The organism is Paenibacillus sp. EPM92 (assembly GCF_016586185.1).
Lineage (GTDB): Bacteria > Bacillota > Bacilli > Paenibacillales > NBRC-103111 > Paenibacillus_G > Paenibacillus_G validus.
In genome coordinates this window covers 1-26,272 of the sequence record NZ_BCPS01000063.1, presented here as the reverse complement: position 1 = coordinate 26,272, position 26,272 = coordinate 1, and the positions used below count along the sequence as shown (strand labels likewise).

Below are 26,272 nucleotides of genomic sequence, written 5' to 3'. Positions count from 1 at the left end.
GCTGTCATCTTCATGCCTTGATCCCCTTTCGGATGCAAAACCTAGCCGGGGAGACGGACGGTTTGTCCCGTCTCGAACGATTTTTGGGCGGACAGCGCGATTTCAAGCGCTATTTTCCCATCGATTTCATTGACGGAGGGCGCTTCGCTTTTTCTTAGACAATCGACGAAATGATTCATTTCATTCAAATAAGCATCTTTAAACCGCTCCGGAAAAGCGGGCACAATATCATGGGTGCTTCCTCTCTTGGTCAGTATTTGAACGTCATGATAGCGTAAGGACCCGATGAGCAGGCTGCCTTCGCTGCCTATGACTTCTCCCCGAATATCGTACCCGTAGAAAGCATTCCGGCTGGCTTCTATATCCGCAGCGGCGCCGGAGTCGAACGCTACATAGGTAAGCGCCTGGTCGACGTCACCGTATTGTTCCATAAAGGAGTGGACCAGAATGTTCCCATGCGCCGAGACGGAAGTGACTTCCGCATTCAACAAAAATCGGGCGATGTCAAAATCGTGGATCGACATATCGAGGAAAATGCCCCCGCTGTTTTGGATAAATGCCGCAGGCGGAGAGCCCGGGTCGCGGGATACCCCTTTAAAATAAAGGGGCGTTCCGATGTCTCCGGCCTGTATTCTTCGCTGGGCTTCCCTATAAGCGCTGTCAAATCTCCTCATAAAACCGACCTGACAAACGACGTTGTTCTCTTTGATGACCCGAATCGCCCGGTCGGCTTCCTCTAAGTCATGGGTAAGCGGTTTTTCAATAAAAATATGTTTCCCGTGCTTCGCCGCTTGTTCGATCATATCCGCGTGCGTGCTTGTCGGCGTTGCTATAATAACCGCATCAATCGCAGGGTCTTCAAAAACTTCTTGATGATGTATCGCCGATTTCTCTATACCCAATTCACGGGCAACGGTTTCCGCCCGATTCTCGAATGGATCCAGAACGCTTACCAGCTTTGCTCCTTTCACTTTTGTGGCCAAATTTTCAGCGTGCCAATAACCAAGACGTCCCAGTCCAAGGACCGCGCAGCGTATTTGCTCCTTCATTGTCTACACTCCTCGATGTTTAATGGTGCTATATATACAAGAATAGCTGCCCAAGCCCCAAGTAAACATTCGATTTTGTGATTAAAAATTATACTTTTGTTGTTATTTTTTATGTTAAACTACATATGTATGCGCAATTATTTCACAGAAAGCGGCTGATCCTTCGTGGAGCAATTGTTTATGATCTCGAACCTGATTGGCTCGATACGGCTGGTGGACCTTCAATACACAATAGGACATAAAGGATATGCCTACGGCTCTCACCGCCATACGATTTTCGAGTTTATGTATGTCATTTCAGGTCAATTCGAACAAATCGTCAACGGACAGCCCTACGTATTAGGCACGGGGGACTGTCTCATCATCAAGCCCGGCATGTTCCATCATACCCCTCCTATTCATGAGGATGCCGAGTGGTTTGTTTTCCATTTTGAAGTGGAAGATAAACGAATACATGAAATTCTTCAACTGATCCAACACCCTGTCATTAAGAAGGACAAAGAAAAAGGTATCCACAACTTTGTGAATACCTTTATTGATGAATATGGGTACTTTCTCCATAATCTAAGTGCGCCGGAAACCGAAAAAACGTCTGAATCGAAGTATGCGGCCGTCATTATGCTGAAGGTTCAATCCTCGATTCTGAATCTGATCAGTCTGTTATCCGACTATTTCTATCATCAATCGGAATCCGCCGCTCCGCCATCGATTCAACCCTCACTGCTTAATTTGGCCCACGAGGCCGCTTACTGGATTGAAAAAAGAGCCATCGACCCCATAAGAATCGGTGAGCTGGCGAGTCAATTAAATGTAGACCGTTCCCATTTAACGAATTGTTTCAAAAAGGTTTATGGCATTTCGCCTCGGGGTTATTTGACAAAAGTGAGAATTCGAATGGCGAAAGGCTTGCTGACGGATACCGATTGGAGCATCGAAAAAATCTCTCAGGAGCTCCAATTTTCCTCCCCTGCTCATTTCATTAAATTTTTCCTTAAAGATGTCGGTCTGACGCCGTTAAAGTTTCGCAATCATACGAAGACAAGGACGGTTTAAGATAAGGGTTCATTTCCTTATTCGGCGTAGGGCGTCTGGGGACGATGGCTCGGCATTTTCAAGGATAAAACCAGGATAGCCACGCTGATGACGGCACAAACGGCAGCCATCGTGTGCAGTCGCTGTGTCGAGAACTCGCTGCTGAAGATCGCTCCCAGCAAGCTGGAAGAAAGAATCGTCCCCATGAATCTGGAGGTCATGAACAAGCCTGAAGCGATTCCCGTCTCCTTCGTAGACACGTAGGAATAGAGCGCCGTCTGCAAACCGAGATTCTGAAAGCCGTTGCTGATTCCGAATACGGATAAGAAGGCAAAAATCACATAGGGCAAGGTGTTGTCGTGCAAGAGCAGCAAGAGCAGCGAGCCGGCCATAACGAATAGCGAACCTGCGATTAGCGGACTTTTGGAACCGGATTTGTCGATCCATCTGCCCACCCATGGCGTTACAAACACGCTGAATCCGGATACGGCCAGCATAATCAAACCGACCCGCTGCGCATCGAAGTGCCGAACTTGCTGCAAATAAGAGGGAATGCTGAACATCACCGAATAGAACACGATATTCACACAAATAAACTGGATATAAACCATGCATACGTTTAGATTGTTTTTCAGAAAAAACACATCAATAAACGGCTGCTTCCGCCGCTTTTCAAACTGATAAAATAAAAAGCTCATCACCAGGCTGACGATAAGCAGCCAGACGTTAAAGCCCTGTTCGAAGGATAGAAAGAAAAACAGCCAGCTCACAATCAGCGCGGTGAAAAAGACGATTCCCCAAAGATCCAGACCTCCGGAAGCGATCGGTTTGCGAGGGCCGTCCTTCGGCAAAATCTTGATGGACATGAAGAATGATATGAGAATGACGGGGAAATTCACAAAGAAAATGGCCGGCCAATCTCCGTATTGGATCAAGAACCCTCCGATCGAAGGTCCAAAGGCAGCTGACGTTGAAGAGAAGATCGACATGACGCTCAGCGCTCTCGCCTGATTATCCGTAATACTGCTGCGGATCATGCCCATCCCCGCAGGAAACAGCGAAGACGTGCCGATTGCCTGGATGACGCGAAAGGCCATCAGCCAGCCGATGCTTGGAGAAAATGGAGCCAGCATCGACGAGATCGTCACCAGCAGCAGACCCAGCAGAAATATGCGCTTGCGCCCGAGCATATCGCTCAGCTTTCCCATAACAGGCTGTGCGACGGCGCTCGCTACGTAATAAGTGGCGATGAGCCAGGATATGGCGCTATACGGCACTTGGAATTCTTGCTGCAGCCTGGAGAAGGCAACCGAGATCATCGTCGTATTTAATGGATTTAAGAGCACTCCGAAGCCTATGGCTGTAATTAATAACATCTGACTTTGGGGAGAAATCTGCCCCTGCTTATGACGCATCTCGGTCTCAGAGGGTTTAGACATTCGCGATCGCTCTTTTCTCTCTATTAGTATGGAATCTTTCAGGCACGACGAACTGACGTTAAACTGAGTGTAACATGCCCGGCTGCTCCTTGCCAGTACGTTACACTCGAATTGCCGTTCGGCGAGCTGTTCGCAGAAACAGGGGAGCAGGTCGTCAAGTCGACCTGCTCCCCTGTTTCTGCTTATCAAACTCGTGCCGGTTTGATTACGCCTCCGGTTCCGTTCGGGTTATTCTTCTTTCCAGCTTTATTACGGGTGACAAGTTTACGGAGCAGCGGGAGCAAGTAATAATCCAGACCTAATTTACCGGCGTTGGCCCCCGCCATGAACAAGATCCCGCCGATTAGAACGAACCACGGGTTCGTGCTTACCGTGCCCGCGAACATGAACATGAAGTTCATCAGAAGTCCGAAGAAAGCGGCCGCGGTAGTTAAAGCCCCGAGGATTAAACCAAGACCGACTAAAAATTCGCCAAGCGGTATGAGGAAGTTAATCATCTTTACGTTCGGAACGGCAAAGGTGTTGATGAAAGCGGTGAAGGTCGGGTACACCAGCTCATTCGTCGCTTTATCGATTACCGGTTTGGCGACCGCGTTATTCAAGAAACCGCCTGCATTGAATCCCCCCGTTAATTTTTGCCATCCATGTGTGAGCCACTCGTAACCGAGATACAACCGGATGAATAAAAGGACCACAGCTGCGTATTTATTTTCTCTAAGCCATTGAACGAACATGACGATCATCTCCTCGTTGTGAAATTTTTCACTTGATTTGGCGCAATAAACGAACCTTGATTATTTCGACTCTCGCCGGGATCGGAAATGTTTCATCTCTCATTTTCCTTTCGTTGTGGTGTGGTTTTGCTTCCCGTCTACACCTTTATTGTACTACAGGGTTGCTGGCGCAGCTGTGATCTAAATCACCGGATGAGCCGAAACCGGCCAATGACTTTCCTGCTTCTGAAGGCAGCCCGATTCCGGCCGGTATGACGGTATGACGCGGCACCCGGTTCAGAAACTTCCTTATCGCGAATGCCGGTGCCGACCGGACCGGCATTCGATCATCTATATGAGCCTTGCAAAGTCTCAGGCTTATAACGGCTCCCCGGCAGCCCGATCCTCGCCTGCAGGCCTGTTATCGCCTTCACGAACCGGCGGCTCTACCTTGCAATCCTCGCAAATCCAGCTTTCCCCTACCGGACCCTCGCCTGTTTTTTTGGCGCACTTTTCACAAGTAATCATCTGCAGCACTCTCCTTTATCAAGGTTTATACGTACTTATACCGTACTTCTTCCCGGGCGAAGCCGCTGTGATCTTTCTCACAACGTGAAGTCAACGAGGCTGTGAAGTTGGATGCGGCATCATAGGGGCGGTTCTCGCCCCCCATTCTTACATGCGGCAAATTTCCTTCGGGCAGCTCTCGCATTGACAAACATCGCGAAGATACGTTAAGTCCTTGATTAGAATATGCCCGTCTTTATATTCAACGACGTCTTCTTTTCTCAAATCGCTTAACATCCGGTTCACGCTTTCCCTCGTCGCCCCAATCATATCGGCCATTTCCGAATTGTTGATCTTCAGGTCGACAAATATATGATCTTCTTTCAGGACGCCGTAGGAGTTGCTGAGCCGAATGAGCAGTGAACATAGCGCGCCTGTTTTGCCGAACATCATCAAATCCCGAAACTTGGTCTGGGTCAAGCGGTGCATCAAGCCCATCCACTTCATGAACTCCACAGCCAAGTCCCCGTGCTGCCACAGCAGCACCTCCAGGTCTTTGCGCTGAATGATGCCGATCTTGCCGGACTCGGTGACTTCCGCGCTGAAGGTATGCACCGAGTCTTGAAATGGATCCAATTGGCCGAATAAATCGCCTTCTTGATGCAGGTACATCGTCAGACTTCTTCCGCTATCGGTTGTCTTCGTCGTCCGGACCCGGCCGCTGATAATAAAGTACAGCTTCTCCGCCGACTCCCCTTCCCAGAACAGATAAGATCCTTTCTCCACCTGCTTTATATACATAATGCTTTGCAGCTTATCGAAACTATCCTTGGAAATAATGTCCAAAATGCCGCCGGTTGGATTGACTTGAGCCATCATGTCGCCGTCCTCCTTCGAACTGTTTGCGCTATAGATATCATATAACGGCCAGCAACTTATTCACATCGGGGGTTCTCCTGATTTATGAGGGGAGAATCTCCCGATCCCGGTGTCAGAAGAGGCGCAGAAAACCCCGATTTCATTCCTTTTACCTTCGTATTCGGCGCTTGGGCATCAGGAGATCCCCGAAACACATTTAGGGGTTTTCCCTGAATTACAAAGAGAGGCGGAAAGACTATAATGGGAGGTAATGAAAACGGTTCAACCGTAAAAGCTGCAGTGGGGGGAGGAGGCCTGACATGCCGGCATTCATACAGATCATTACCGGGGAGCTGGAAGCCTTGTGCCGCGCAACCTCCAGCGACTTCTCCGCCTTATCTTTCGCGCCGAAGCATGAACCTCGTATTCGCTGGAAGTATGCTTTCGGCAATCGCAGCGAACGCTATAAGCAGATGGTTGTAAAACCCGGATTGGGTCCGGGCGGTTTGACCCTGAGAACAGGCAAAACGACCCGTTGGACGGATTTTCCGGCTGCCCGGCCCGGCTTGCCGATGGAATGTCCCCTCGTTGCCTCCGAGCTGCTTCATGCCGCCGCGGCGGTTCCGATCACCATGCGCGAGACGGTATACGGCGTGCTCCTGATCGCAAGACGCTCGGCCGAAGCTTACGCGGACAGCGACATCGACACGCTTTATCAACATGTTCAAACGCTGCAATCGCTCCTCGAGCCTACTTTATGAATCCAAGCAGAATGCTTATTGCTGGGGTTCTTTTATTTTTGTTAAGATAGATGAAGATTCGGTTGGTGACGATAGGGAGAGGAATCCATCATGGTTAAAATCTTAGTAGTGGACGATCATGCGGTGGTCCGTTCAGGGCTGAAAATGCTGTTGGAAGGCAAAGCGGAGTTCCAAGTGATCGGCGAAGCCGCTGACGGAGACGAAGCGATCCAAGCCGTGAACGCCTTGCGGCCGGATGTCGTGCTCATGGATTTGAATATGCCTCAGGGCAAAGACGGGCTCACGGCAACCGCCGAGCTGAAGAAGCTTCACCCGGATGTGGCCGTACTCATCTTAACCATGCATGATGACGATGAGTATTTGTTCCGCGGCATCCATGCCGGAGCGTCAGGCTATATCCTGAAGAGCGCGCCGCATGAGGAGCTGCTGACGGCGATTCGCTCGGTTTCCGCCGGGAACGCTTACCTGTATCCAACCGCAACCAAGCGTCTGATGGGAGAATATTTGGAGAAGTTGAAACACGGGGACAGCACCAATACGTACGAGACGCTCTCAGACCGTGAGAAAGAAGTATTAGGGTTAATCGCCAAAGGCTACAGCAATAAAGAAATCGCAGAGCAGCTCGTCATCAGTGTGAAAACGGTGGAAACGCATAAGAGCAACGTGATGGAGAAGCTGGGCCTCAGAACAAGACCCGAGCTTGTGAAATATGCCGTCAAAAAAGGTCTTCTCAGCTTCGAATAATCGACGTAGGTAGGTGATTCCTTGCCATGCTAGGACAAGACGTAGACCGACTCTTGCAGCATCTGGACGAGCACATTCTCGACCCCGGCTTCCGCGATACGTTGAAGCATTCGTTAAAGCAGCTGGTTGATATCAAATTTGCATTGGACGAATCCTCCATCGTAGCGGTTACCGACCGCCGCGGAGTCATCCGATACATTAACGATAAGTTTTGTGAGATTTCCAAATACGAGCGGGAAGAGCTTATCGGCCAGGACCACCGGATCATCAATTCCGGATTTCACGACAAAAGCTTCATGGCCGATCTGTGGAAGACCATTACCTCGGGAAACGTCTGGCGCGGCGAGATCAAAAATAGAGCGAAGGACGGCACCTATTACTGGGTCCATACGACGATTGTCCCCTTTTTGAATGAACAAGGCATTCCGTATCAGTATTTGGCCATCCGCAATGAAGTCACCCAGTTGAAAAAAATCGAGGAAGAGCTGCAGCACATGATGACGCACATGATGAAGGTGCAGGAGGAAGAACGAAGACGGTTCTCGCGGGAGCTTCACGACGGCATCGGGCAAAGCATCTTTTCGCTGCTGATCCAGCTGGATCGCCTCATCAGCGAAACCCGGATGACCGAGCTGGAGCAGCTTCGCAATCATGTAGCCGCGGTCATTGAAGATGTGCGCGGACTGGCCTGGGAGCTTCGCCCTTCGGTGCTGGATGACCTCGGCGTCGTACCGGCGCTCCGGACCTATATCGACAATTACTCCAACCATTACGGAATTCGCGTCCATTTCCGCAGCAACCTGCGCCAACGTCTCGATGCCAATAAAGAAACGACCATCTACCGGATCGTTCAGGAGGCCCTGACGAACACCGCGAAATATGCGGATGTAGCTGAAGCCCGCGTCGAGCTGCTCGAACACGATACCTATGTCGAAGCGCATGTGGAGGACGATGGGAAGGGCTTTGTCCGCGATACCTCGTCCCAAGGCGTCGGGCTGTTCAGTATGGAAGAAAGGGCCCGCAGCGTCAGCGGCACATTCACGGTCCGTTCCAGGCCCGGGCATGGAACGAAGATTTCATTCATCGTACCGAAATGAAAGGCCGACTTCACAGCGGCCTTCCTCCAAGCCATAACTTCTCATCGTCTTCCTTCGTCTTGATCGAGGCGACGAACCGGCTGTCGATGGCTTTCTCTTCAAAAGCGGACTCCTGCAGCTCACACCAGTATAACTGCTTTAAGAGCGTGGAGAGCGTCGCTTCGTCTTGCTCCAGCAAGGCGCCGATCTTTACCGCGCAGCTGCGGTCGTACACCCCGTGCAGCGGATGCGCGCTGCCGCCTATGGCAGGGATGGCCGCTTCAAACCCTTCCTGCTCACGGGCGAGCAGCAATTCCGCCGCCTTCGAAGAGATATAAGGCATGTCGCAGCTGACAACCCATACATGCGGTTGCTGCGCTAAGGTTAAGCCCGCGTGCATCCCGCTTAGGGGACCCTTGCCGGGGAAATAGTCCGTAATGATTCGAACCCCCCGGTCTACCTTTCGCAGGAAGGGGGTCGGATCGTTCGTAGCGATGATGATCTCCTCACAGCATTTTTCCATCTCACGAATTTGACGCTCCACGATCGTCATGTTGTCCAGCATGAAGAACGCCTTGTTTTCTCCGTTCGCCCCCCGGTTTCGCCCCCCTGCCAATATCAGTCCGGACATCATAACCATTCACTCCTTCTCTGCATTGGGCTTGTTTTATATGCTTATTACATCATTTCCGCTGTCCAAAGGCAGTGATTTGCATCACTTCCGAAAGACGGTACACACCATGCGGTTCTCCGATAAGGTTTCCATGTTTTTGACAGCAGGCTTCGACAGCTTCCTTAGAAAAACTTGTGTACTATTAAACTAGCAGATGAAACTAGCAGCAATACCGTCATTTTCTATGTAAAGGAGGCCGTTACGTTGGCAAATGAGGTATTCCAGGAAGAAGAGTTGAAGTATCTGTTGCCGTTCGGACCCAGAGAAAACCATGAGACGCCCGCTCCTTCGAAGAAACCGAAACTAACCATTCGATATCTCCATAATCTGATTACGGAGCTGCAGCAGCAAAACTTGCTGCTTGCTCAGCAGGTTCATGACTTGGAGCGGCAGTTGTTTGAATGTCGTCAGACGCATATCGAGTTAGCCGCAGCCGCCGAACAACAAGCTCTGAAGGAATCGGAGACGAAGGATGAACCCGATTCGTTCCATGATGACCAGGAGGCTTTCCGAATTTCCCGTTCCAAACGTCATCAGGCTGCCAAGAAGGTATCCTTTTGGTCCGTTTTATTCCGTTTTTAGCGTGCAAACGGCTTGCAGCTTGGAATAGCTTCCGGCTTATGAACCCCATCAATATGAAAAACCTGGCCGACGGCCAGGTTCTTTTCTGTGCAAGCCCCTACGATTGAGCTTGAGGATTATTATGACGTGACTCGTTTAGCTCCTACATACTTTTTACTCCAGTAACCGGTTGTCAAACTTGCCACCGAGACGCCGCCGGAATTGGTCGCTGAAATAAATTGTTGATTGCCTAAATAAATCCCTACGTGGGAGGTTCTGTTTTTCTCCGCAAAAAAAACAAGATCTCCCTCCTGAGGGATGCTCACCGCCTTGCCTGCAGTCTCGTACATTTCCAGGGATGTTCTGGGCAAATCGATGCCGTTGAGCCCGTATATATAGTCCACAAATCCGGAGCAATCAAAGCCATTCGGTGTACGGCCGCCCCATACATAAGGAACTCCCAGGTACTTATAGGCAATTTGCGTGACAGACGGTTTTGGCTTCGGCGCATACCAAGCCGGGGCATGATATAATCCGTCTTCGTTAATAATAGCAATCCGGTTATCCGCATCCCACTGGACTCTATAGCCGAACGTCTCGGATACGAAGCGTAGAGGGAGATATACGCTGCCTTGTATAAATTGCGCAGGAGCATCCATGCTGACAACCTTTTTATTAACCAGAGCTTTTCGGTCCCCGGTTTGCAAGGCGATCGTTTTGTTGTTGTTGGTTAACGTAACTTTCACCCGCGCTTGTTCCATGCTCCACTCAACCTTGTAACCAAGCTTCTCAACGAGCACACGTAAAGGGATTTGCAAAGTGTTGGTGTTATCGATATAAGGCTGTGCTTCGGGGAAGGAAACCAGGCTGTCGTTAATCTGCACTTTAACATCATTGGCGGCAGCTTGTGCTGTTCCCGCATGAAACATGGCAAGCAGTCCGATCGAGGAAAAAGCGCACGACCAAATAAGCTTCTTGCAAAAACGATTCAAATCAAATTCCTCCTGCGGCCTTCGAGGTTAGTTGACGGATTCGGAAGAGGCTGCTCCCTAGTTCGATAGTTAACGAACATTCACCCCATGGTAAAGAATCCCCCGTACCAGATCTTCTGCTGAACTGGATTCGGCCCATTATTTTTATTAGAGTAGCATAGTGGTTTCATGGACTTCAAACTTATAACTGCCATGAATTACATTGATTTCCTTTCTTTTCGCTTTATTTTGGGTTTTGACACATCTGTGCTAAATTTTGTAAAAAAAAGCCCGCGACCGCTCATTAGAGCCGTCTCGGGCTTTCGACATATCAGACAAGGCTTGCGACGGATGGTCACGAGTTCTACAGGAGCTCTTATTCCCTATCAGGCGTCGGCCGCACAGCGAAAACCGATATTCCCCGTGGAGCTATCCGGTGTATTTTTACTGCGGGCAGCGACTCTGTACCGGTTGCAATACGATTTGTGGCACAAATAGGAGCCTCCGCGCAGCACCTTCTCCTGACCTGTCGGCGGACCTTGCGGGTTTATTAGCGGGGCGGCCGGATGATTCGCGCTAAACCAGTCCGAGCACCATTCCCATACGTTGCCGGAAACATTATACAGCCCGTAATCGTTCGGTTTATAAGCATGGACAGGCGCGGTTCCGGCATAACCGTCGCTGCAGTTATTTTTCTCCGGAAACTTGCCCTGCCAAATATTGCAGCGATGCTCCCCATCCGGTTTGAGGACATCCCCCCACGGATAACGCTTTTGCACAAGACCGCCTCTTGCCGCATACTCCCATTCCGCTTCGCTCGGCAGCCGTTTACCGGCCCATTGGCAATAAGCATACGCATCATGCCAGGAAACATGAATCACCGGATGGTCCATGCGGTCATCAATGTGAGAATCCGGACCTTCCGGATACTTCCAGCATGCACCGTTCACGGCCCACCACCAGGGCGTCTGCCGAACCGTTTGTGTCACTCCTTGCGCAGTTTCGGCGGAAACGAACAAGTGGAACACAAAGGACCAGCCAAAGATCTCCGCTTCCGTGCGATAACCGGTAGCATCGACAAATGCCTTGAATTCCGCATTGCTCACTGTATAAGGATCGATATAAAAGGGATCCAGCCGAACCGAACGAACGGGGCCTTCGCCATCTTGGGCAAACCCTTCCTGATCCGCAGTTCCCATTAAAAACTCACCGCCGGGCAAATAAATCATGCCTTCTTTAGGATCTTTGGACGAGGGTATGATGTTCAGGGGCAAGGAATGAGCATCCGGTAAGCTCGAATCCTCTCTGCTGGCCGAGCAGCAGCCCGGTTTTTTTGCATTCATTTCAATCATCCTCCAAGATTAAACAGAGCCCCTACAGCTTCGGATAGCCGTGACCGAATTCCGCAGGATGTCTCCGTTTCAGCTCTGAAATAGCATGACCGCGTCCTGTCTGCTCCAACCACTGCGTATACTTCGGCAAGAAACCTTTGGCATGATAAGGTCCTCCCTCTTTCATAACCGTCCACAGCGGATCTACGTCGAAAGGCATTGTCTCCATCATGTGGTCATGCCATTCATTTAAATAATATACCGCATCTCGGCAAACTTGGCGATGCTCCGCAGCCAGATTCGTTTGCTCATGAGGATCGTTGTCGATATCGAACAGCATCTCTTTATTGAATAAATGGTACCCGTCATGATACGTTCGGATATAGAGCCATTGCCCGAAACGAACGCTTCTTTGACAAACGTGAGCACATTGTGAAACGACAAGGTAGTCGCGGCCCGCCTCCTGGCCATTCAGCACGGCGGGTGCATAGCTTTGGCCGTCCCAGCTTGGCAGCGGCTTACGTCCGAGCAGCTCGGCAAGCGTTGGATTCAGATCCAGATGATAATGCAAACCATGATCAACATGGGGCTGTGTTACACCCGGCCAGCGAATAATCATCGGAATTCTGCAAGTACCCTGATCCGCGGTTCCGTGCTCCCCGTAAATTCCAAGTTCGCCCATGTTCTCGCCATGATCCGCCGTTATGATGACGACCAAATCATCCATCACCCCTTGAGCCTCCAAAGCAGCGAAGATGGAACCGATATGCTCGTCCATATAACGGACGCCGCAGTCGTATCCGTCGATCATTCTCCGTAATCCTGCCATATCCTTGATTTCTCCGGGATGACGGGGAAATTGTTCGCTGGTCTGATTATCGTACATATTAATTTCGCTTGCGCTATGCGGTCCGACCTTGAGCTTATGGGCTTCCAGCACATCCTCCGTAATCCACGCAGGCAGAGGATCGTCAGCAAACGGATTTCCGAAATCTTCCGGTGCCCGGTACGGCGTATGGGGGTCCCAATAATTCACATAAAGAAACCAGTCGTCCTTCCGGGCATTGTGCTCAATCCAATTCAGTACGGCAGGCGTCACTTCCTCGGCCGATTCCATCCCGCATTTCCCGGTATTATGAATTTCATTAAAGCCTGCATAAAACGTCCAGGACGAATGCCGTTCCGCGAAAGGGCTTATTAATACTGTCTTTAATCCGGCAGAACGTATGAAAGCAGGCAGACTCTCCTTGGCTAATGTATCTTGAAATTGTCGCCGCTCTCCTTCATGACGCACATCGCCGGCGGTCCCGCCATGACCGACAACCCCGTTGTGGATGCCGAACTTTCCCGTCATTAGCGCTGTCCTCGATGGAAAGCAGGGGGCATCGGACGTGTAATAGTTTGTAAAGCGAACTCCTTGCTCCGCAATTTTGTCAATATGAGGCGACGTATTACGGTGATAGCCGTAGCAGCCCAAATGATCGGGGCGTAATGAATCCAAATCCAGCAATAAAAATCTCATGGTTTATCATCCTTTGCGCGTAATATGGTGCTACCCTTTCACGGCTCCGTTCGTCAGTCCGGCAATAATCTTTTTTTGGAATAAAAAAATCAGGAAGACGAGAGGTACGACAGACAGAACGATCGCCGCGGATATAGTCGCCCAAGGAAAGTCGTGCTCCCCTTGAAACATCATGACCCCTACCGGTAAGGTACGAAGCGAGGCCTTGGACATTAAAGTAAACGAGAATAAAAATTCATTCCAGCTATGCACAAACACCAGAATGGCTGCAGTAACGGTCGCCGGGGCGGATAACGGCAAAATAATTCGAATAAACGTCTGCATCCGGCTTGCTCCATCCACATAAGCGGCGTCATCCAATTCCTTCGGAATTTCATTCAGCAAGGCAGACAACAGCCAGATCACCATAGGCAACGCGAACGCTGCATGCGTCAGGCTTAATCCGGTGTAGGTGTTAATCAAGCTTAAATCGCGCAGTCCTACAAATATAGGCAGCACCATCGTCATGGGCGGAAACATCGACGTTGTGACAACCAGCATTAAAATTAACGGTTTCCCCCGAAACTGCAGCCTCGACAACGCATACCCCATCATGAAGCCCAATACCAGAGCAATTATCAGCGTATAGAAGGCAACAACCGTGCTGTTCCAGTAATATTCCGCGAAGGGCTGTTCAAAAACACGGATATAATGTTCCAGGACCGGTTTCCAGGTCATCAACCTGGGCGGAGTATCGAACAGTTCAACAGTCGGCTTGATCGAAGTAACAAATAGCCAATATAACGGAAAAAAGGAGACGACGACGAGCAGCAGCACCCCCAGAGCCGATCCATAGCCCCACTGCATATCGATAAAGGTTGTGGTGTGAATATACATAGGCAATGATTCCGTTTCGTTGCCGGGCCCGCCTTGAGTTAAGCCGTACATCAAGTCGAAGGCCTGCATCGCCGATAAGGTGCGTAAAACCAAAGAAACGAGAATGACATTGCGAAGCAGGGGCAAAGTAATTCGAAATAAAATTTGCGTACGGTTCGCTCCATCGATTTTAGCGGCTTCGTATAAGCTGCCCGGAATAGATTGCAGGCCGGCAAGCAGAATGATCGCCATGAACGACGATGTTTTCCAGATAGCCACTATACATATCGCGGTAAAGGCCAGCTTGCCGTCTCCCAGCCAATTGAGCGGCTTCTGAATAAATCCCAGCGCCTGAAGAATCGCATTAAACAGGCCGTAATCCTGATTAAACATCCAACGCCAAGTCAAGGCGTTCGTAATCGTGGGCAGCGCCCAAGGAAACAAGATAGCCGCCCGGACAAATCCCCGGAACCGGAACGCTTTGTTAGCCAAAATCGCAAGGTACAATCCGATAATCAGCTCAAAAATGACCGTAATCGATGAAAACGAGAGCGTAAATCCTAACGATTGCCAAAACCGGTGGTCACGGAATGCTGTCGTATAGTTCTCCAAACCGACAAAAGGCGATCCCAGCCAAGGCTCCGTGATCGAGATATGGTAAAGGGACATCCAGAACACCCGGACAATGGGATACAATGTAAATATCAATAAGAACAAAACCGGCGGTAAGATTAACAGGCAAGCCACCTGCTTATCGGTCCATCTTCCGGTCCTCCATGGCCGCTTCAGCGGTTTGACGGATGGCAAGGTAACGCCTCCCCCTCTTCGTGCTAATTAGGAAACACCCGGCAAGAGAAGCCTCTCCGACCGGGCTGACTTTCTCTCCTTTATTTTAATTTCTCATCAATTTCTTTCTGTGCGTCACGCAACGCGGCCTCAGGATCCTTCTGACCGGACAGAACGAGGTTCACCTGCGTTTGTACACTTCGGCTGATCTGCTCGTAATTTCTTAAGACGGGCCGGCTTTTCGCTTTTTCCATCACAGCAGGCAGCTGTTCGAAGATAGGCTGTGCCTTTTTCAACTCAGGATCGTCAAACACTTTCCTGACCGACGGAATTTTGCTCGCATTCGTGCACATCGACTTTTGCTCCTCGTCGCTCAAGAAAAACTTCATCACTTCCCAAGCTTCTTTCTTATGTCCGGAGAACTGGTTGATAGCGTAGACCCATCCGCCGGTGGAAGAATGCGATTCCGAACCGTCCGAATGCGGTATCGCGGCAATTCCTACCTTGCCTTCCACTTTCGTGCCTTTGAGCTGAGTAAAAGCCGCAGGCCAGTTTCTCATGAAAATGGCGTTGCCCGCGCTAAAAGCGATCGTATTGTCATTCGGATTCGAAGTGCTGACACTAACGGGAGAAACCTTGTCCTGCGTAATCAGGTTGTTCATCGTTTTCAACGCTTGAATGCCTTTATCGCTGTCTACCTTCACCTTGCCCTGATCGTAAATATCTCCATTCTGACCCCAGAGATGCTCCAGCCAGTTGATTGTAGCACCCTCGATTTTGGCCCCCTGGAATAAATAGCCGGTCAATTTCGGATCATTTTCCTTCTGGAGAATTTCCTGGGATACTTTCGTCAGTTCAGCCCACGTTTGGGGAACGGGCAAATTGTACTTATCCAGCAGATCTTTACGGTAAAACAACACCCCGACATCCATATAACCTTGAATCCCGTACTGTTTGTTATTGACTTTGCCTACTTCAACAGCAGCAGGCCAGAATCGCTGCAGATAGGAAGCATCCGCATATTCATCAATCGGCGCCAGCCAACCGGCGGAGGCAAACATGGCAGGCCATGTGACGTCGGTCATAAACAGGTCCGGGGTATTGCTTTTACTGTTGAACCAAGTGCTGTACCGGGTCATTTGTTCATTAGGCACCTGCGGAAGCTCGACATATTTGATCTTAATGTTGTCATGGGTACTGTTAAAACGGGCAATCGACTTTTCCAGTTCACCGGAAGCATCCTTCCCCGCGGCAAATTCGATGGATACAGGCTCCGATGATGCCGGTTTCGCGGAATTGGAGGCTGTCTCGGCCCCGTTTTGATTCGGAGAACCGCTTGAGCAGCCTGCAGCTGCAATCGTTAATACAAGAGTCATGGTGATCAAGGGCATTTTTTTCTTCATGGCCAGTCTCCTTCTTCCCGTCATTTTTCGGGCATTATTTGATTAATCATTTTAATTAATTAAAAGAACCTATTCCCCCTTACTTTTTCTTGTTGCAGAAATATATAGATAAGTTTCCGGACGTCCGGTCAACACACTATTCAAAATAAACCTATGTATTTAGTGGGAATTATTAGTTTGTATGATAGCATCGCCTCTTTCGGCTGTCAACCGTTTTGCTTGACATTCTGCTTCATGAGGCCAATGATTGCAATAATGGCTTCATCTTATAAATATTTCATGCTGAAGCGCCAGGCTGGCGGCACCGATCAGACCGATATGCTCTCCGAATGAGGAGCTTTCAATCTGTACCTTTTCTCTTTTGAATAAAAAAGACCGCCATTCGATTTCTTTCTTTAACTCGCTAATCAACGGAAATCCAGGTCCAGCCATGACTCCTGCGACAACAACCTTCTCGACATGCAGAATGTTAATATAAGAGGCTAGCACCGTCCCAATAGCCCTTCCCGCCTGACGCATGGCTTGAACGGTCTCGGAATCTCCCTGCTCGAAGGCATGCAGCACACGGGGCCACGAAGCTTGAAGCTGCCGCGATATCGCCGTATTCGAAGCATATTGCTCCAGGCACCCCCTGTTCCCGCACCAGCATGAGATGCCGTCCGGCATATACGTCATATGACCGAATTCCCCCGAGCCCGTGGGTCCCCCTCTGTAAAGCCTATCGTTGAGAATAAGCCCCGATCCGATTCCTTCCCCTATATAAATACACAAGAAATCGGATACCTGTTTGCTTTCTCCAAACATCTTTTCGGCCAACGTCATGGCACGGACATTATTGTCTATATATACGGGCAATTGTACGGCGTTCGTTATTTGGGCAGCCAGCGGGACAGGTCCCCAGCCTAACGGCTCGACGTTGAGTATTTCGCCTTTGTCAAAGCTGATTAAACCTAGACATCCAATGCCTACAGCCGCTATCTGCACGTCGTTGATATCCGAAATAAATGCTTTCAATTCCTTGATCAGCATTTCGGTAAATGCAGCTTCATTTATTCCCGGGGACAAGGGGAATTGACGTGTTTTTTTGATAAGTCCATGAAGATTAATGAGTCCAAGTTCCACTTGACTCACGTGGATATGAATACCGACCACCCAAGACGCATCTCCATTTAAAGCAAGAGCAATGAATTTGCGGCCTACTTTTTTTCCTCTTCTTGCAAATAACCGACTTCCCGGATCAACCCTTCCTCAATAAGCTCAGCCGTCAAATGGCTGATCGTTGCTGAAGTCAGTTGCGTCATTTCCGCAATATGCTGTCTTGAAGTGGGTCCATATCTTAGAAGGGATTGGAGTACCCTCGAACGGTTCGTTTGTTTGGCTCGAATAATATTTTGCCCCTTAAGTGACATGCCGTTTTACTCCTTATGCGGTGACCGCTGCCTGTGTGTTAGCGTCTCATTATCGGTGTATAACATGGCGCTTGGCAGAATCTCCTTGGTTTATTCCCATAGTAATATGCTGCAGCCCCTTTGAGCAACTCCTCAATAAACAGGAGCAGACGCCACCTCTACCCTAGGTGTAAACGCATGACTGCCGCACCTGAAAAAAACGTCGGGCAGATCATCAACACGATCTGTCACCCGACGCTTTCTCCATGCCTGCCAATTATAAACGGATCAGTAAGCCGGCTCGTTTCAATCCTCTATATGGGCTAATTTACATCACCGCTGTTAACGAACTTGATGCCTTCTACTCTTAGCCGGATTTCACCGGAAGGTACATCAAGCCGATAGGTCTCTTGAGATTTAGCCATCAATAACTGAAACCCGAGAGGAGACAAGAAAGATATCTTGTTGTTATTGGGGTCCGCCAGATGCGGGAAAACAATGGTGTACGACTCGGGCGAATCGTCATCTAAATACCGCAGCTCCAATTGACTGCCAATCAGTGCGACGGAATTTAGATTCTCTTCGGTTAGATCAGCGACTATCTTCTCAAGCGTGGTCGCATAAACAGCCAATACCTGCTCAACCGTGCTGCGTTTCACGTTGTGTTCCGGAAAATACTGATTCAAGAAATTGAACTTTTCTTCATCAAAATAAACAAGTTGATTAATCAGTTGGGTTCGTGAACCTTGATACATAATACTACGGTTCATAGTAGATTTCCCCTCCCTTACTGAACACAACCCATTTAGAGTAGCTAGTGAACATTCTCATACAAATCCCTCCTAAGTAAATAGAGGTCTCCACAAGGGAGACCTTCAGATCATTATACCAAGTAATATCTGTAAATCCAATCCAAATCTCCTCGACAACAAAAGCACGATTGACACTTATACTTTGGGATGCTAAGCTTACTTAAGTGCAGGCATTCCGCTATTATCGCGGGATGCCTCGATCCATTTTTATACTCTTTTTACATTAAATGTTACCTGAAACTAGCTGAAAGGAGGTACTTCGATGATCCAAGTTAAAGAATTCGTTGATACGGATAACTCTTATGCGGAACATAAGGCTAACGAGTTTTTGGCGGGATTAAATGAGACTCAGGTCGTAAATGTGTGTTACGGCTCGGTTATAAAGACAACGCCTTCCGGGAAAGAGACCCAAAGAAGCACGATTTTGATCGTTTACAAGACCAAAGCCAAGCGAGAGACTTAGACAAGAAGTATCTAACGGCAACAGGCTGCCCCGCACCCTCAAGATGAGGGAAGGACAGCCTTTGGTTATTTCGCGATTTCCAGTTACGTCGTTTGAACGAACTTGCCTTTTCTGACGGCTTTCACTTCATACATGCTCACATTCGTGCTGATCACATACTCAGGCGGTTGTTGTCCCTTGCTGTTCCGGTGCCCTTGAATGTGCTCGGGGCTCTTCTCCCAATTTTTCCAGGCTTCCTCCGATTCCCAGCGAACGACGATGACGACCTCTTCGTTTTCTTTACTTCTCTTGTTCACCATGACGGTACGATCAAGCCTTCCCTCCCGTCAAGCGGACCTTCCTTGCTGAAGCGTTCAACGACTTTGTCCGCATTGCCCTTCTCCACCGTGACGGTTCTGGTTTGAATAAGCACCGGTTCCTCCTCCTTCTGCTTGCCTTATTGTGCCGCTTCTTGAAACATTTCGGCGCCGGTGCTCGCTCTTATTCAAGTTTAATTGATAACGATTATCATTGTCAAATGGACATCACACAAGTCCTAAATAACATTCACCGTAACCAGCTGGCCTGTTCGCCGGTAAGCTTCTCTACAATTGGCGATAGCTCATCCACTTTTACAACCTTACTTAATATCGTCATCCTTCATTCGCTCCGTTCCGGATGACGCCTGGGGATTTCCTCCCCCGATCCTGATATCTCTCTATAGGCATAATCTCGCCCTCTGGCGGCCAATTTTTTTGCTTTGAGATATCTGCGATACTGCCTTAGATCAAGCTTCCCTAAACCCTTAAAGTCCGGCCTGGTATTCGCTTCGATAAACCATACTCTTCCTTTCTTATCGATGCCCATATCTAAACCGACGATCTTTAGAGAGAAGCGTGAGTCCAGTATTTGAACAATCTGGTAGGAGACATCGATTAATTCTCTCATCACTTCTAATCTGTTTAAGGGCTGATCCATTCCTTTCAATGTCCTGTTTATCCTTACGTCCCTTGCTCCTTTGGCTATATTGGTTACAACAGATGATTTCTGAGGCGCAACCTTGGCACTGACCCAGGAAAGATGCCATCGGTTCAAAGGCTTTTGCAGGACAATGCGCACATCAAATGGGCGCCCATGATAGGTTGCCAAATCAATGCCCTGCTGAATCAGGTATTTCTTATTAGGATTCAATATCTTCTGCAGCTCATCAAATACATCTTCAGTAGAGCAACGGATCGTTATATCTCTATACGAAATCTCACTTGTGGAGCTATTACGCTTTTTCACGCGAACGATTCCGTTTCCTCTTCTGCCGATATCCGGCTTGATATATACAGTAGAATAGGATCGGAGCATTCTCCTAAGGCTTGTGGCATGAAACCAGTCTGTTTTCGGTACATAACGCGAAATAATCGGGTCGTCCATGAGTGGCGAACCCTTTTTCATTTTACTTCGGATAACCGTATGCCTCATATGGCACCCTCTTTCAAAAACCTCTCCAACCGTTTCTTCGTTTCAAAAATATGCGAGACCGTCATCTATCCTCCTGTTGAAGCATGGGTTCGAGACCGCGTCATTCTCGACATGGATATCACCCTCTTATAGATAACTTGGGGTACATCATGTCGCTCGGGATAACTGTATTGCTGCGGTCAGTGCCCATAATTGCTTTTGCATATTCCAATGGATTCAGAAACGCTCTGCGTGACTTCGCTCCATAGGCCTTTACGATTGATACCTTGGCCGATTGCGCGTTGCATTCAATGAGCCAGATCTTCCCCTTCCGATCTACAGCGAAGTCTATCCCGATTTCTCCGAACTTTCCGTATTTTTTTTCTACCCCTGTATAGATATCGATCAAAAAAGTATTGATTTTTTCTTTTAAGGCTTCGATCTGCTCGTTCGTGTAATGTGGGAATATTTTCTTTAGATGTGTATCATATCGATAGGCAGAGGAGTGGGTGGTGATCGGGGAGTTTTGCCGGCCTACACGGACGCAAACCCCAACGATATCGATTTCTCCTTGTTTGTTTCTTTGGAGCTCAGCTCGAAAATCGCAGAGGCGGTTGTTACGGACTCTGACCAAATCGATCGCACGCTGTACGATCAATGCCCGGTTCCCGAAGAAGGATTTAATTGCTTTTTCCAAGTCAGTAATCGTATTGACTCTCTTGCGAACCAAATATCCCAGAATTGAATAGCTGTACAGATAACCGTTATTACGCAGTTTTTCAATACGCATCACCTTGGTACCCTTTCTTCCGCGACGCGCTTTCACATACACTGTGCCTTGCTTCCGTATCATGCTCCTGATTTCATCCATCGTTTGAACATTTTGGGTAGGCGGCAAATAGGAGCGTACATTCTCATCCTGGTTTAATAGCTCGTAGAGATCACCTTTATTAAATGCATGAATAGGATTAATTTTCTTGATCCCCAAACGGTCGAACTCCGCTAACAGATTATCAATCGCCTTACCTGAGCCGCCTCGGACATAGACGACATCGGGATAAGAAAATTGCTTTTTCTCCCATCTCTTGGTCTTGTAATTATAATAAGTTCCATTAATTGTTTTGTTGAAAATATCCACATCGTCGACGCAAAAAAAGGTAAGGGTCGTTTTGGCTTCCAAGTTCGCATCGGCAAGCTTTTTCAATCGGGGATATCTATTCATCCTATATAGCGGCATTGGCTTAATACCCAAAATGACGCCGACAATCGGACGATCGAGAGAAGTATCATGGCTCGGTTGTTCCATTGCATTTCACCTCATACAGGTTTTGTAAACCAAAGATCAATCTATTTCCTTCTGAGGAAGATCCGGCATTTCGTTGACGGAAACAAACCAGGCAGCCTCTTTCGGGCAATCCAAAACCATAAGCTTTCCATATTGACCTTCGCGAGACTGGTGATATTTTAAATACGCTTTCCCGTCTTCAATGGCCAGGATCTCTACTTTCCCCGAGGTATGACTCATACAAAGCCTAACTCGTTTTCCTAAACCGGACGTTCTTGCTTTCGCTTCTTCTACGATATGATAGACTTCCTCCAGTGTGAGCACGAAGGCTCGGTTCCCTGCAACCGGCCTGTTGACAAAAAAGTAATAGGGAGTAACTCCGGCCCACGGAGCAAATAGAGCCTACCCCTTGGGCTGGTGGAGTCAAAAAAGGGAACAAAGAATTGAATGATTGGATTAACAGCGAGCTTGAAGCATTAGGGAAAGAGCAGTTTTTGCATAAACTTCATGATGAATACCTGAAAAAGGAATTTGGTCCCGAAATCAATCCGGATGATATTGTTGTAGAATAGCATTCGATGACTTCGCTCCAGCCTTCGCCAGCCACTCCCTTGCCTTCTCCGGACTCGGTTCGACGCCGATGCCCAGCTCGTAGCATACGGCTACTTGCTGTTCAGCCAAGGCAAAGCCCTGCTCAGCCGACTTTACATACCACTCCAATGCAGCCCTTTCATTCCGCTCCACACCGTAGCCGTTCTCATAACAGAAACCCACATTATACTGCGCCTCGGCATGGCCCTGTTCCGCCGCGTAGGAGCAATACTCAAACGTCTTGCTATAGTCCTGTCCGACCCCTTGTCCAGTGAAATAGCACTCCCCAAGCGCGTTCAACGATTCGGGATCTTTCAAAGCTTCACCTCGTTTATAGGCTTCTAGTGCCCTTTCGTCACTTTGCCCGATCCCCTTGCCGTGTCTATAGCAATGTCCAAGCTTACCGATCGCCCGGACATCGCCTGCTTTATCCACGGCTTCCTTGTAGTAAACGAATGCTTTCGCCATGTCCGATTCGACGCGAACGCCGAGCAGGGGGCTGTAGCCCGTTTCATAGGTCAGGCCGATTTCATAGATCAATTCGAAGCGTTGTCTTTCCTTGACTAAGAAGTCAGCAAACTTTAGAAGCCTTTGCCCGTCTTCGTTCGGGTATTTTAAAGCGTACAACGTTCTCATACTCTCCAGAGGACTCGGTTTCACGGAGGCGGTCCGGGCAAGCAAGCTTCTCAAGGGAGACAGCGGCTTGCATGTAAACCGGTAGGTGCGATTATCGAAGCCCTGTAAATAAGCCGCGGTCAGCAGCTCCTCCGCTTGATCCAAGTCCTGGGGAACCCCCATGCCCGACATGTATAGAAAGGCCAAGTTATGTAACGAATTTTTGTGTCTATTCTTGGCGGCCTGCTCATACCAGTACACCGCATTCGTAAAGTCCCGTTGAACGCCGTCCCCGTTGAGATAAAAGCCGCCCACATTGTACTGGGCGGGGCTAAATCCCTGTTCCGCCGCTTGCTTACACCAATAGAAAGCCTGAACGAAATCAGGCTGTTTCCCGTTCTTCCTGATGTAGGACAAGCCTATGGCATTTTGAGCCCGGCCCGTCTGCCGAGCCAAATTTCCGGACTTCTTGTACCAATTCCATGCACCGTAATAGTCTTCGCTATCATAAAAATGATCACCGATCTTCTCTATATAGGCGTCTTCTTCTTCACCGAGCCGCTCATGTTCTTCCGCTTGTTCATAATGCTCTGCCGCCAGCCGATAGTCCTCCGCGTCTACCGCGGCTCTTGCCAGATGACAGTAGCATCGGTGAAGACTCTCTTTCGTTGAATCCCCATATCCGTACTTTCTAGCTTCCTTATACATCGCTATGGCCTGTTCGATATTTCTGTTTTCCCACGCTTGTTCACCAAGCTTGATATAGCAGCGGTATAAATGATATTCGCCATCGTCATCACCCTGCTCCAGGGCTCTAAGATACCATTCGATCGCGGTCTCGTACTCGGGGTCGTCATTATAATCCTCTTCCCCGAAATAGTAATTGCCCAGCGCGACCATCGCTTTTCCGGCGCCTAAGTCAGCCGCTCGTTCGTACCATGCCAAACCGCGCTCAATCTCATAGTGATTGAAGCACTTCTCGGCCGCTTCCATATAGTGTTCCTCAGCCGAGGTCCTCGCGGACCAGACTTCAGCCGCCTTCACGTACCACTCGGCAGCGGCATGGTCGTCCATATTCACTCCCTTACCTTCAAAGTAACACTGCGCCAAAGCGATCATCGCATCTTCATGGTCCATTTCAGCCGCTTTTTCAAACATCGCTATAGCCTCGTCATAACTCTCTTCCTCGTCGTACTCTTTACCATACTGATAATAGGCGTCCGCCAACCATTCATAGGCTTTGTCAATCCCTTTGCTTAGTGCCTGTTGGTAATATTCAATCGCTTTCGCATATCTTTGCTCCACGCCATGTCCATACTCGCAGCATACGGCCAGGTTCAGCAAGCTCTTGTCATGGCCATGCTTGAGTGCCTTGGCGAAGTATTCAAAGGCCTTCCCTTTTTCCTGCACATCCCTGGATTTATAGAACTGCTCGGCGATCCAATAAGCGCCTTCGGCGCACTGGCTCCTAGCTTCCTCGTCGCCTAATTCCGCCGCCTTCTCAAACCAGTGCACAGCCCCATAGGCATTCTTCGGACAGCCCCTTCCCTCTTTATAGCAATAGCCCATATTCCGCATGGCTACCTTACTGCCATTGTTCGCGGCCTGCTCATACCAATAGAGCGCTTGACCGTGATCCTGTGTCACTCCATGACCATTCGCATATAAAACCGCCAGATTGTTTTGCGCTGCTGCTGAGCCCCGCTGTGCGGCTTTTTCGTAGTATTCGGCCGCTTGACGATAGCTTTGATTCACGCCAAGGCCGTTTGCATAACTGTGCGCCAAGTAAAACAGCGCCTCCTGATTCCCGTACAATAACGCCTTCTGGTAGTAATCAAAGGCCTGCTTCCGATCCTGCTCATCCGTTGATTTGCCGAGTCTTCTCCCCAGCTTAAACGCGATATCAGCACATTGCTTCTTTGCGTCCTCATCCCCAAGGCCGGCTGCCTTTTCAAACCAATATAAAGCTTGGACGTCATTTTGCTGAACGCCGGAGCCGTTCATCCATCTGTAGGCCAGATTGCTCATCCCGAACCGGTTGCCATTCTTCGCCGCCAGATCGAACCAATACACAGCCAGCTGATCGTTCCGGGTCACACCCTCCCCATTCGCATACAGCACGCCGAGATTGTTTTGAGCGCCGGAATGACCGGCCTTCGCCGCTTTTTCATAGCTTGGAACTACCGTGTTATATAATTTTAAAGCCTTCGCGTTCAGAGCCAACTCATAATAAAAATCCCCATACTCAAGCTTGGCCTGTCTGCAGCCGCGCTCCAGCGCCTTCGCAAACCAGCCTTGTGCCGCTTGAAGATTTTCCGCCCCATAGTGCCCGCGATCTCTATAGTAAACGGCTAAATAATAAGGAGCATCCTCATGGCCCAGCTCCGCAGCCTGTCTAAACCCATCCACCATGTCCCGGTTGTGATTTCTCGCGTTCCAAAGCCCGATCGCTTTGTTATACAGCTCGGATGCCGTAGGCTGGTAAACCACCGGACGAGGTGCAGGAGCCGGCTTCGGGACCGGGGGCTTCGATCTCTGCACAGGACTTTGCTGTACGGGCCTTTGCACGTAAGTCTGCCTGGGAGGAGCAGCCGGCGGCTTCGCGACCTGCTTTTTGTGCTTGGCGATAAAATCGGCAAACGTCGTCCGTGCCTCGACATTTCCCGGATAATGCAGGTTCACAAACTTGCTGACAAGCTCTCTCTCCGTGCCCCTGTATTTGCCGCGGTCCGTACCGGATCGAAAGCTTCCGGTCTTGTTCTGATTAAAGTTATAGGCCCGGATAATCGAGGATACCGTCCACTCCTCTATGCCGGTTAATGCCGACACCTTCTCCTGGGATTTATTCCCTACTATATACTCGTAAATGACCGATACATGCTGATCTCTGCTGTATGATTTGATTTTATGGAGCTCATCCGGATTAAAAGCCACCGTTCCCTCACCCTTTAGCCGTCTCGGAATAGGTAATCATTGCTCTTCTTGTTCGTCTTTGGTTAACTCCGCTCTTAACTCGGACAATTTCCCTTTAAATCTGCCGTTCACATCGTAGACATCCCAAAAGTTCCAGCCGTTCGCATTCTTTTGGGTAATCGCGGTGGCCGCTTTCGAGGGACTGTTAAACAGCTGATCGTGGAACTGAATCTGAACCGCATCGTCTTCCGGAAGCTTAATCAAGGCAGCCGTATAGTCTTTGCCTTTGAAGCTTGCCTTGAATTGATCGCTTAAAGACAGAATCCCCTTCTCCATCAGCTGCGACAGGGAAATATTGTAGCTTTTAATTTGCTCCGCCGTTGTTCTGGAAGCAGGCGCCTCACCCTTGACGGATACGTAAATCTCATCGAAAACATCCTTATATGCATTATAAATAGTCAGACAAAGATCTCTGTTCGGTTGGGCCATCACC

25 protein-coding genes, 2 pseudogenes and 1 riboswitch are annotated in these 26,272 nt (G+C 49.2%); of the genes and pseudogenes, 7 read left to right on the top strand and 20 right to left on the bottom strand.

The genetic code is table 11. From position 1 onward, the window contains the following. Positions 1–41: 41 nt before the first annotated feature. Positions 42–1,049, bottom strand: a complete 1,008-nt coding sequence (gene iolG, locus JMF85_RS12310; RefSeq protein ID WP_201318298.1) for an inositol 2-dehydrogenase — start codon at positions 1,047–1,049, stop codon at positions 42–44. A 180-nt stretch (positions 1,050–1,229) separates the two neighbouring features. Between iolG and JMF85_RS12305 the strand changes: the two genes are divergently transcribed. After that, positions 1,230–2,102: an AraC family transcriptional regulator gene (locus JMF85_RS12305; protein WP_155613830.1), complete on the top strand. Its 873-nt coding sequence runs from the start codon at positions 1,230–1,232 to the stop codon at positions 2,100–2,102. A 17-nt stretch (positions 2,103–2,119) separates the two neighbouring features. Here the strand turns inward: JMF85_RS12305 and JMF85_RS12300 are convergent, their stop codons facing one another. From JMF85_RS12300 to JMF85_RS12285, 4 genes are all read right to left on the bottom strand, one after another. Next, positions 2,120–3,520, bottom strand: coding sequence for an MFS transporter (locus JMF85_RS12300; protein WP_127609332.1), 1,401 nt, complete (start codon positions 3,518–3,520; stop codon positions 2,120–2,122). 185 nt (positions 3,521–3,705) lie between these two features. Beyond that, the gene (locus JMF85_RS12295) at positions 3,706–4,254 is read right to left on the bottom strand and encodes a DoxX family protein (protein ID WP_054795713.1); all 549 of its coding nucleotides are present in this window, start codon (positions 4,252–4,254) and stop codon (positions 3,706–3,708) included. A gap of 357 nt (positions 4,255–4,611) precedes the next feature. Further along, complete coding sequence (locus tag JMF85_RS12290; RefSeq protein WP_164751926.1) at positions 4,612–4,761, bottom strand: hypothetical protein; 150 nt, start codon at positions 4,759–4,761, stop codon at positions 4,612–4,614. A 147-nt stretch (positions 4,762–4,908) separates the two neighbouring features. Beyond that, entirely contained in the window at positions 4,909–5,619 is a 711-nt protein-coding gene (locus JMF85_RS12285; protein WP_201318297.1) for a Crp/Fnr family transcriptional regulator, read from the bottom strand. Between the two features lie 299 nt (positions 5,620–5,918). Here JMF85_RS12285 and JMF85_RS12280 point away from each other — a divergent pair, with 299 nt between their 5' ends. The 3 genes from JMF85_RS12280 to JMF85_RS12270 all read left to right on the top strand — a co-directional run bounded on the left by JMF85_RS12280 (position 5,919) and on the right by JMF85_RS12270 (position 8,200). Further along, complete coding sequence (locus JMF85_RS12280) at positions 5,919–6,359, top strand: GAF domain-containing protein (protein ID WP_054795654.1); 441 nt, start codon at positions 5,919–5,921, stop codon at positions 6,357–6,359. 90 nt (positions 6,360–6,449) lie between these two features. Beyond that, positions 6,450–7,103, top strand: a complete 654-nt coding sequence (locus JMF85_RS12275) for a response regulator (RefSeq protein WP_127609336.1) — start codon at positions 6,450–6,452, stop codon at positions 7,101–7,103. A 26-nt stretch (positions 7,104–7,129) separates the two neighbouring features. Further along, positions 7,130–8,200, top strand: coding sequence for a PAS domain-containing sensor histidine kinase (locus JMF85_RS12270; protein WP_155613825.1), 1,071 nt, complete (start codon positions 7,130–7,132; stop codon positions 8,198–8,200). A gap of 10 nt (positions 8,201–8,210) precedes the next feature. Here the strand turns inward: JMF85_RS12270 and mobA are convergent, their stop codons facing one another. After that, positions 8,211–8,813 (bottom strand): molybdenum cofactor guanylyltransferase, encoded by a 603-nt coding sequence (gene mobA / locus JMF85_RS12265; protein WP_141334476.1) that lies wholly within the window; start codon positions 8,811–8,813, stop codon positions 8,211–8,213. A gap of 243 nt (positions 8,814–9,056) precedes the next feature. On the opposite strand from mobA, the gene JMF85_RS12260 reads away from it, so the two are divergent. Next, on the top strand, positions 9,057–9,434 hold the full coding sequence (locus JMF85_RS12260) for a hypothetical protein (protein ID WP_054795651.1): 378 nt from the start codon (positions 9,057–9,059) through the stop codon (positions 9,432–9,434). 119 nt (positions 9,435–9,553) lie between these two features. On the opposite strand, the gene JMF85_RS12255 is transcribed toward JMF85_RS12260, so the two are convergent. The 8 genes from JMF85_RS12255 to JMF85_RS12220 all read right to left on the bottom strand — a co-directional run bounded on the left by JMF85_RS12255 (position 9,554) and on the right by JMF85_RS12220 (position 18,439). After that, positions 9,554–10,405 (bottom strand): C40 family peptidase, encoded by an 852-nt coding sequence (locus tag JMF85_RS12255; RefSeq protein ID WP_236595837.1) that lies wholly within the window; start codon positions 10,403–10,405, stop codon positions 9,554–9,556. 1 nt (position 10,406) lies between these two features. Then, positions 10,407–10,551: riboswitch (cyclic di-AMP (ydaO/yuaA leader) on the bottom strand. 219 nt (positions 10,552–10,770) lie between these two features. Next, positions 10,771–11,727 carry a formylglycine-generating enzyme family protein gene (locus tag JMF85_RS12250; protein ID WP_397375989.1) on the bottom strand — a complete coding sequence of 319 codons (957 nt, stop codon included), beginning with the start codon at positions 11,725–11,727 and terminating at the stop codon, positions 10,771–10,773. 31 nt (positions 11,728–11,758) lie between these two features. Then, the gene (locus JMF85_RS12245) at positions 11,759–13,237 is read right to left on the bottom strand and encodes a sulfatase family protein (protein ID WP_155613824.1); all 1,479 of its coding nucleotides are present in this window, start codon (positions 13,235–13,237) and stop codon (positions 11,759–11,761) included. A 30-nt stretch (positions 13,238–13,267) separates the two neighbouring features. Then, entirely contained in the window at positions 13,268–14,899 is a 1,632-nt protein-coding gene (locus tag JMF85_RS12240) for an ABC transporter permease (RefSeq protein ID WP_201318295.1), read from the bottom strand. A gap of 80 nt (positions 14,900–14,979) precedes the next feature. Continuing rightward, positions 14,980–16,281, bottom strand: coding sequence for an ABC transporter substrate-binding protein (locus JMF85_RS12235; protein ID WP_201318294.1), 1,302 nt, complete (start codon positions 16,279–16,281; stop codon positions 14,980–14,982). A 261-nt stretch (positions 16,282–16,542) separates the two neighbouring features. Then, a complete protein-coding gene (locus JMF85_RS12230) occupies positions 16,543–17,433 on the bottom strand; it encodes an ROK family protein (protein ID WP_201318293.1) in 891 nt (296 codons plus the stop codon). Between the two features lie 44 nt (positions 17,434–17,477). Next, the gene (locus JMF85_RS12225) at positions 17,478–17,690 is read right to left on the bottom strand and encodes a winged helix-turn-helix transcriptional regulator (protein ID WP_201318292.1); all 213 of its coding nucleotides are present in this window, start codon (positions 17,688–17,690) and stop codon (positions 17,478–17,480) included. Positions 17,691–17,992: 302 nt separating this feature from the next. Then, positions 17,993–18,439, bottom strand: a complete 447-nt coding sequence (locus JMF85_RS12220) for a GreA/GreB family elongation factor (RefSeq protein WP_054795645.1) — start codon at positions 18,437–18,439, stop codon at positions 17,993–17,995. Positions 18,440–18,743: 304 nt separating this feature from the next. Here JMF85_RS12220 and JMF85_RS12215 point away from each other — a divergent pair, with 304 nt between their 5' ends. Beyond that, complete coding sequence (locus JMF85_RS12215) at positions 18,744–18,944, top strand: sporulation protein Cse60 (protein WP_054795644.1); 201 nt, start codon at positions 18,744–18,746, stop codon at positions 18,942–18,944. An 83-nt stretch (positions 18,945–19,027) separates the two neighbouring features. Here the strand turns inward: JMF85_RS12215 and JMF85_RS12210 are convergent. From JMF85_RS12210 to JMF85_RS12195, 4 genes and pseudogenes are all read right to left on the bottom strand, one after another. Beyond that, positions 19,028–19,356: pseudogene (locus JMF85_RS12210) on the bottom strand (antibiotic biosynthesis monooxygenase). A gap of 227 nt (positions 19,357–19,583) precedes the next feature. Continuing rightward, the gene (locus JMF85_RS12205; protein WP_201318291.1) at positions 19,584–20,396 is read right to left on the bottom strand and encodes a YheC/YheD family protein; all 813 of its coding nucleotides are present in this window, start codon (positions 20,394–20,396) and stop codon (positions 19,584–19,586) included. 118 nt (positions 20,397–20,514) lie between these two features. After that, a complete protein-coding gene (locus JMF85_RS12200) occupies positions 20,515–21,681 on the bottom strand; it encodes a YheC/YheD family endospore coat-associated protein (RefSeq protein WP_201318290.1) in 1,167 nt (388 codons plus the stop codon). 36 nt (positions 21,682–21,717) lie between these two features. Beyond that, positions 21,718–22,047 (bottom strand): annotated as a pseudogene (locus JMF85_RS12195) (KamA family radical SAM protein); the annotation flags it as partial. 56 nt (positions 22,048–22,103) lie between these two features. Between JMF85_RS12195 and JMF85_RS28385 the strand changes: the two are divergent. Further along, positions 22,104–22,232: a hypothetical protein gene (locus JMF85_RS28385; RefSeq protein WP_269103309.1), complete on the top strand. Its 129-nt coding sequence runs from the start codon at positions 22,104–22,106 to the stop codon at positions 22,230–22,232. Here the strand turns inward: JMF85_RS28385 and JMF85_RS12185 are convergent. Beyond that, on the bottom strand, positions 22,204–25,800 hold the full coding sequence (locus JMF85_RS12185; protein ID WP_201318289.1) for a tetratricopeptide repeat protein: 3,597 nt from the start codon (positions 25,798–25,800) through the stop codon (positions 22,204–22,206). The genes JMF85_RS28385 and JMF85_RS12185 overlap by 29 nt on opposite strands. A gap of 36 nt (positions 25,801–25,836) precedes the next feature. Further along, positions 25,837–26,272, bottom strand: a 436-nt coding sequence (locus JMF85_RS12180) for a restriction system modified-DNA reader domain-containing protein (protein ID WP_201318288.1), incomplete at its 5' end; no start/stop codon positions are given.